Source organism: Georgenia sp. 311 (assembly GCF_006151955.1).
Taxonomy (GTDB): domain Bacteria; phylum Actinomycetota; class Actinomycetes; order Actinomycetales; family Actinomycetaceae; genus Oceanitalea; species Oceanitalea wutianyii.
The window spans coordinates 1-7,215 of the sequence record NZ_VDFS01000032.1; the positions used below are offsets into that span (position 1 = coordinate 1).

Sequence of the window (7,215 nt, forward strand, 5' to 3'; positions counted from 1 at the left end):
GGACGCCGGCGCGGCCCTCGGTCTGCGAGGCCACGATGCGCAGGTGCTGGGTCGCCAGCGGCAGCGAGCGGCTGTAGACGACCTCGCGGATGCCGGCGAGGAGGTGCTCCCCGACCTCCGACACGATGCCGCCGATGACGATGACCGACGGGTTGAGCAGGTTGACGCAGCCGGCGACGACGTCGCCGATGTCGCGGCCCGCCTGACGCACGGTCTGGCTGGCGGTGACGTTCCCCGAGCGCACGAGGTCGACGATCTGCGCGGTGCGCTGGATGTCGATGCCCTGGGCCTTGAGGGACTCCACGATCGCCTGACCGCCGGCCAGCGCCTCGAGGCAGCCGACGTTGCCGCAGCGGCACGGGATCTGGCGGCCGCGCGGAACGGCGATGTGGCCCAGGTCCCCGGCGGCGCCGAGCGCCCCGCGGCGCAGCTCGCCGTCGGAGATGATCCCCGCGCCGATGCCGGTCGCGATCTTGATGAAGACGAGGTCCTTGACGTCCTTCCACCGCGCGGCGTGCTCGCCGAGCGCCATGATGTTGACGTCGTTGTCGACGAGGACGGGGGTGGGCAGGGTGCGGCCGATGTGGCCGGGCACGTCGAAGCCGTCCCAGCCGGGCATGATCGGCGGGCTGATCGCCCGCCCGAGCCGGTGCTCGACCGGACCGGGCAGCCCGACGCCCACGCCCGCGACGTCGGAGATCGGGCGACCGAGCTCGTCGACCATGTCGCACAGCGCGGCGGTCACGGCGTCGAGGACGATCTCCGGGCCGTCGGCGATGACGAGCTCCAGCGACCGCTCGGCCAGGACGTTGGACGCGAGGTCGGTGATGGCCAGACGGCCGTGGCTGACCCCGAGGTCGGCGGCGAGGATGATGCGGGCGCCCGGGTTGAACGCGAAGGTGGCCGGGGGTCGTCCGCCGGTGGACGACGCCTCGCCGGCGGGGACGATGAGTCCGGAGCCGAGCAGCTCGTCGATGCGCGCGGCCACGGTCGGGCGCGCGAAGCCGGTGACGGCCGCGAGATCCGCGCGGGTCCGGGGCCGTCCGTCGCGCACGAGCTGGAACAGCGTGCCGGCAGAGCGGGGGTCGGCGTCACGCCGCAGGTCTCCGCGCTCCTCCAGGCCTGTCGGAAGTGTGCTCATGCACAGAGTAAACCACCGTTGCTTCCACAGGTCACGCTCACGTAACTACTTCTCTCCTTCCCAACTTTTGATTGACGGATTCCAGAATGCGCCCCTACAGTGTCGCCATGGTCACAGCAGACCCCACACCCCTCCTGACCCTCACCGGCATCGTCAAGCACTTCCCCGGAGCCAAGGCGCTCGACGGCGTCGACCTCGAGGTCCGCGCCGGCGAGGTCCACTGCCTCCTCGGCCAGAACGGCGCCGGAAAGTCCACGCTCATCAAGGTCCTCGCCGGGGCGCACCAGCCCAACGCCGGCGAGATCCGGTGGAACGGCGAGGTCGTCACCATCGGGTCACCCACCGCCGCGATCGAGCTCGGCATCGCGACGATGTACCAGGAGCTCGACGTCGTCGACGGTCTCACCGTCGCGGAGAACATCTTCCTCGGGCACGAGCTCTCCCGCGGTGGCCTCCTGCGCCGCTCGGAGGCGCACAGCCTCACTCGTGCGCTCCTCAAGCGCCTGGGCCACTCGGAGATCTCCCCGAACCGCGAGGTCGGCCACCTGTCCGCCGCCGGCAAGCAGATCGTGTCGATGGCCCGCGCGCTCTCGCACGACGCGCGCGTCATCGTCATGGACGAGCCCTCCGCGGTGCTGGACCCGGAGGAGGTGGACAACCTCTTCCGCGTCGTGCGCGCGCTCCAGGCCGACGGCGTCGCCGTCATCTACATCTCCCACCGCCTGGAGGAGATCCGCCAGATCGGTGACCGGATCACCGTCCTCAAGGACGGGCGCACCGTCGCCGAGAACCTCGCCGTCGCCGACACCCCCACCCCCGACCTCATCCGCCTCATGACCGGTCGCACGGTCGAGGGCGACTTCGGCGGCGGGCCGGGCGGCCACGAGCGGGGCGAGGCCCTGCTCGAGGTCGAGGACCTCTCTCTCGAGGGCGTCTTCCACAACGTGAGCTTCACCGTGCGCGCCGGGCAGATCGTCGGCCTCGCCGGCCTCGTCGGCGCCGGCCGCTCGGAGATCCTCGAGACCGTGTACGGCGCGCGCAAGGCGACGTCCGGGACCGTGCGGGTCAAGGGCAAGAAGCTGCGCCCCGGCTCGGTCGCCGCGGCGGTGAACGCCGGCGTCGGCCTCGCGCCCGAGGAGCGCAAGAGCCAGGGACTCCTGCTCGACGAGCCGGTCTACCGCAACATCACCCTGTCCACCTTCGCCCGCTTCGCCCGCTCGGGCTTCCTCAACGAGCGGGCCGAGCGCCGCGCCGCCAACGAGCAGATCAAGGACCTGCACGTGGCGCCGGCCGACGGGGAGCGGCGGATCCGCACGCTCTCGGGCGGCAACCAGCAGAAGGCCATGCTCGCGCGCTGGCTCGTCCACGGCTGCGACGTCCTCGTCCTCGACGAGCCGACCCGCGGCGTGGACGTCGGTGCCCGCGCCGAGATCTACGGCCTCATCCGACGCCTCGCCGCCCAGGGGGCTGCGGTGCTCATGGTCTCCAGCGAGATCGAGGAGGTCCTCGGTCTGGCCGACGACGTCCTCGTCGTCGCCGACGGCCGAGTGGTCCACCAGGGACCCGCTGACCAGATCGACGAGCACGGCGTGCTCGACCTCGTCATGGAAGGAACTCACGCATGAGTGAGAACACTGCGGCAGGCACCTCCGCCGCTGCGGGCAGCTCCGCAGCACTGCCGCCCACCAACGCCGACCTCGTGCCCGACGACGGCACCGGCCGCTCGTCCGGCCGGAGCCTGCGGATCTCGGGCATGGCCCGCAACCTCGGCCTGGTCGTCGCGCTCGCCCTGCTGTGCGTCGCCGGCTTCGCCACCGCGGGGGACCGCTTCCTCAGCACGTCGAACATCGCGACGATCCTCGCGCTGGCCGCGACGACGGGCATCCTCGCCGTCGGGATGACCTTCGTCATCACCGGTGGCGGGATCGACCTGTCGGTCGGCTCGGTCATGGGCCTGGCCACCGTGTGGGCGACCACCCTCGCCACCCAGTCGATGGCCGAGGACACCCACTGGCTCGTCATCGCGCTCACCGCGATGCTCGTCGGCACCGCCGCGGGACTGGTCAACGGCGTCGTCGTCGCCTACGGGAAGGTCGTCGCCTTCATCGCGACGCTCGCGATGCTCGTCGCGGCCCGCGGCCTCGCGGAGATCATCTCCGACCGCAAGACCCAGATCCTCAACGTCCAGGAGTTCAAGGACTTCTTCGGCGCGAGCTTCCTCGGTCTGCGCGTCACGGTGTGGATGTTCGTCGTCGTCGCGATCATCGGGTGGATCCTGCTCAACCGGACGACCTTCGGCCGCCGGACCATCGCCGTCGGTGGCAACCCCGAGGCGGCGCGCCTGGCCGGCATCAACGTCCAGCGCCACACGATGTACCTCTTCGCGATCGCCGGCCTCACGGCGGGCATCGGCGCCATCACGATGCTCGGCCGCACGGGCGCGGGCACCTCGACCCACGGCGTGCTCCTCGAGCTCGACGTCATCGCGGCGGTCGTCGTCGGCGGCACGCTGCTCATCGGTGGCCGCGGCACGATCGTCGGCACCGTCCTGGGCGTGCTCATCTTCTCCACGCTCACCAACGTCTTCATCCTCAACAACCTCTCCACCTCGGTCCAGCAGGTCGCCAAGGGCGCGATCATCGTCGGCGCGGTCATGCTCCAGCAGCGCATCGCGACGCGCGGGACCAAGTAGCCCCAAGAACCCTTCCCATCCCTGTCAGCAGTACCCGTTCAAGGAGGAACCACCCATGTCCGCACGCACCACGCGCCGCCGTTTCGCGGTCGCCGCAGGCGTCACCGCCGCCCTGCTCCTCGCCGGATGCACCGGCAACACCGAGGAGCCCGAGGAGACCGGTGACGGCGACTCCACCGCCGGCTCCACCGCCGGTGGCAGCTCGAGCAACGACGAGGAGGGCGAGAACGTCGTCATCGGCTTCTCCGCCCCCGCCGCCGACCACGGCTGGATGGGTGCCATCACCTCCCAGGCCGTCGAGGAGGCCGAGAAGTACGGGGACGTCGAGCTGCGTCTCGCCGAGGGCACCAACGACGTGTCGCTGCAGATCAGCCAGATGGAGACGTTCATCAACGACGGCGTCGACGCCATCGTGCTGCTGCCCTTCGACGGTGCCGCGCTCACCGACATCGCCCTCGAGGCGATGGCGGCCGGCATCCCCGTCATCAACGTCGACCGCGAGTTCTCCGACCCGAACGCCGCCCGCGTCACCGTCCTCGGCGACAACTACGGCATGGGCGTGAGCGCCGGCGAGTACATCTGCGAGCAGCTCGGCGACCAGTCCGACGCCGTCGTCGCCGAGATCGCCGGCATCGACAACCTGCCGCTGACGCAGGAGCGCAGCCAGGGCTTCGCCGACGCGCTGTCCGAGTGCGGCCTCGAGGTCTCCAACCGCGTCGCGGCCGACTTCACCGTCCAGGGCGGGGAGTCCGCCACGGCCAACCTGCTCCAGGCGGCGCCGGAGATCGACGCCATCTGGAACCACGACGACGACCAGGGTGTCGGCGTCATGGCCGCCATCGAGAACGCCGGCCGTGACGAGTTCTTCGTCGTCGGCGGCGCCGGCTCGGCCAACATGATGCGTGAGATCGAGTCCGGCGACTCGCTCGTCAAGGCCACCGTCATCTACCCGGCCAGCCAGGCCGCCGACGGCATCCGCCTCGCGCGTCTCCTCGCGCAGGGCAAGGGCATGGGCGACCTCGTCCAGATCGAGGTCCCCCGTCTCGTCCAGCTCTACGCCCCCGTCGTGACCTCGGAGAACGTCAGCCAGTACATCGACTCGGCCTTCGAGTCCTGAGTCACCCCAGGAACCGGGGCGCCGGTCCGTCCGGCGCCCCGGTTCCCACATATCGACAAGGAGCATGATGACTGAGGACAAGCCGCGGCTCGGCGTAGCGATGATCGGGTACGCGTTCATGGGCCGCGCCCACTCCCAGGCGTGGCGCAACGCGCACCGGTTCTTCGACCTGCCCCTCGAGCCGCACATGACGGTGCTCGTGGGCCGGGACGAGCAGCGGGCGAGTGCCGCCGCGAAGCAGCTGGGCTGGGACTCCGTGGAGACCGACTGGCGGCGGGCCATCGAGCGTGAGGACGTCGACGTCGTCGACATCTGCACCCCGGGCGACACCCACGCCGAGATCGCCATCGCCGCGCTCGAGGCCGGCAAGCACGTCCTCGTCGAGAAGCCGATGGCCAACACGGTCGCCGAGGCCGAGGCGATGACCGCAGCCGCCGTCGCCGCCCGCGCCCGCGGCGTGCAGTCGATGGTCGGCTTCACCTACCGCCGCGTCCCCGCGGTCCGGCTCGCCCAGCGGCTCGTCGCCGAGGGCCGGATCGGCGAGGTGCGCCAGGTGCGCGCCCAGTACCTCCAGGACTGGCTCGCCGACGCCGAGACGCCGCTGTCGTGGCGCCTGGACAAGGAGAAGGCCGGCTCCGGCGCGCTCGGCGACATCGGTGCCCACATCATCGACCTCACCCAGTTCATCACCGGCCAGCAGCTCGCCGGCGTCTCGGGCATGCTCGACACGTTCGTCACCGAGCGCCCGGTCGCGGAGAGCTTCAGCGGCCTGCACGGCACCGGTGGCACCGAGCGCGGCCCTGTCACGGTCGACGACGCCGCGAGCTTCCTCGGCCGGCTGTCCAGCGGCGCGCCCGCCGTCTTCGAGGCGAGCCGCTTCGCCTGGGGCCGCAAGAACGCCATCCGCATCGAGGTCAACGGCTCGACCGGGTCGATCGCCTTCGACTTCGAGGACATGAACGTCCTGCACTACTACGACGCCACCGAGCCGGCCGAGACCGCGGGCTTCCACCGCATCCTCGTCACCGAGCCCGTCCACCCGTACATCGAGGCATGGTGGCCCGCCGGTCACGGCCTGGGCTACGAGCACGGCTTCGTCCACCAGGCGGTCGACCTCGTCCGCGCCCTCGGCGCCGGCGAGCAGCCCACCCCGTCCTTCGAGGACGGTCTGCACGTCCAGCGCGTGCTCGACGCCATCGAGCGTTCGGCCGCGCAGAACAGCACGTTCACGACGATTGGAGACTGACATGGCTCGACCGATCACGCTCTTCACCGGACAGTGGGCAGACCTGCCCTTCGAGGAGGTGGCCCGTCTCGCCGGTGAGTGGGGCTACGACGGCCTGGAGATCGCCTCGTGGGGCGACCACCTGGACCCGTGGCGCGCCGCCGAGGACGACGCCTACGTCCAGAACCGGCTCGACATCCTCGAGAAGAACGGCCTCAAGGTCTACGCGATCGCCAACCACCTCAAGGGGCAGGCGGTCTGCGACGACCCGATCGACGCGCGTCACCGCGACATCCTCTCCGACCGGGTCTGGGGCGACGGCGAGCCCGAGGGCGTGCGCCAGCGGGCCGCCGAGGAGATGAAGATGACGGCGCGGGCCGCGGCCCGCCTCGGCGTCAAGACCGTCACCGGGTTCACCGGCTCCTCCATCTGGAAGTACGTGGCGATGTTCCCGCCGGCGTCCGAGGAGCTGGTCGAGGCCGGCTACCAGGACTTCGCCGACCGCTGGAACCCGATCCTCGACGTCTTCGACGAGGTCGGCGTGCGCTTCGCGCTCGAGGTCCACCCCTCGGAGATCGCCTACGACTACTGGACCGCGCAGCGCACCCTCGAGGCGATCGGCCACCGCGAGTCGTTCGGGATCAACTGGGACCCCAGCCACTTCATGTGGCAGGACCTGGACCCGGTCGCGTTCCTGCTCGACTTCAAGGACAAGATCTTCCACGTCCACTGCAAGGACTCCAAGCGCCGGCTCAACGGCCGCAACGGACGCCTGGGCTCCCACCTGCCGTGGGCCGACCCGCGCCGTGGCTGGGACTTCATCAGCACCGGCCACGGCGACGTGCCGTGGGAGGACGCGATCCGGATGCTCAACCACATCGGCTACGACGGTCCGCTGTCGGTCGAGTGGGAGGACGCCGGGATGGACCGGCTCGTCGGCGCCCCCGAGGCGCTCGAGTTCGTCCGCAAGCTCTCCTTCAAGCCGTCCGAGGCGGCCTTCGACGCCGCCTTCGCCACGCGCTGAGCCCGGCCGACGCCGG

At 70.8% G+C, this 7,215-nt stretch carries 6 protein-coding genes; 5 read left to right on the forward strand and 1 reads right to left on the reverse strand.

What is annotated here, in order from left to right:
- Nucleotides 1–1,141: ROK family transcriptional regulator (locus tag FHE66_RS05590; RefSeq protein ID WP_139071992.1), on the reverse strand; the 1,141-nt coding region annotated here is incomplete at its 3' end.
- Nucleotides 1,142–1,248: 107 nt separating this feature from the next.
- Between FHE66_RS05590 and FHE66_RS05595 the strand changes: the two genes are divergently transcribed.
- The 5 genes from FHE66_RS05595 (at nucleotide 1,249) to FHE66_RS05615 (ending at nucleotide 7,199) form a co-directional block, all read left to right on the forward strand.
- Entirely contained in the window at nucleotides 1,249–2,766 is a 1,518-nt protein-coding gene (locus tag FHE66_RS05595; protein ID WP_139071993.1) for a sugar ABC transporter ATP-binding protein, read from the forward strand.
- A complete protein-coding gene (locus FHE66_RS05600) occupies nucleotides 2,763–3,833 on the forward strand; it encodes an ABC transporter permease (protein ID WP_139071994.1) in 1,071 nt (356 codons plus the stop codon). The genes FHE66_RS05595 and FHE66_RS05600 overlap by 4 nt, the downstream gene beginning before the upstream one ends.
- Before the next feature lie 55 nt (nucleotides 3,834–3,888).
- On the forward strand, nucleotides 3,889–4,950 hold the full coding sequence (locus tag FHE66_RS05605; protein WP_139071995.1) for a substrate-binding domain-containing protein: 1,062 nt from the start codon (nucleotides 3,889–3,891) through the stop codon (nucleotides 4,948–4,950).
- Nucleotides 4,951–5,014: 64 nt separating this feature from the next.
- On the forward strand, nucleotides 5,015–6,196 hold the full coding sequence (locus FHE66_RS05610) for a Gfo/Idh/MocA family protein (protein WP_218013626.1): 1,182 nt from the start codon (nucleotides 5,015–5,017) through the stop codon (nucleotides 6,194–6,196).
- 1 nt (nucleotide 6,197) lies between these two features.
- The gene (locus tag FHE66_RS05615) at nucleotides 6,198–7,199 is read left to right on the forward strand and encodes a sugar phosphate isomerase/epimerase (RefSeq protein ID WP_139071997.1); all 1,002 of its coding nucleotides are present in this window, start codon (nucleotides 6,198–6,200) and stop codon (nucleotides 7,197–7,199) included.
- The last annotated feature ends 16 nt before the right edge of the window (nucleotides 7,200–7,215 follow it).

Bases quoted from the DNA above. Each gene is read 5' to 3' on its own strand.
- FHE66_RS05595 (WP_139071993.1), top strand. From the start codon at position 1,249: ATGGTCACAGCAGACCCCACACCCCTCCTGACCCTCACCGGCATCGTC.
- FHE66_RS05600 (WP_139071994.1), top strand. From the start codon at position 2,763: ATGAGTGAGAACACTGCGGCAGGCACCTCCGCCGCTGCGGGCAGCTCC.
- FHE66_RS05610 (WP_218013626.1), top strand. From the start codon at position 5,015: ATGATGACTGAGGACAAGCCGCGGCTCGGCGTAGCGATGATCGGGTAC.
- FHE66_RS05605 (WP_139071995.1), top strand. From the start codon at position 3,889: ATGTCCGCACGCACCACGCGCCGCCGTTTCGCGGTCGCCGCAGGCGTC.
- FHE66_RS05615 (WP_139071997.1), top strand. From the start codon at position 6,198: ATGGCTCGACCGATCACGCTCTTCACCGGACAGTGGGCAGACCTGCCC.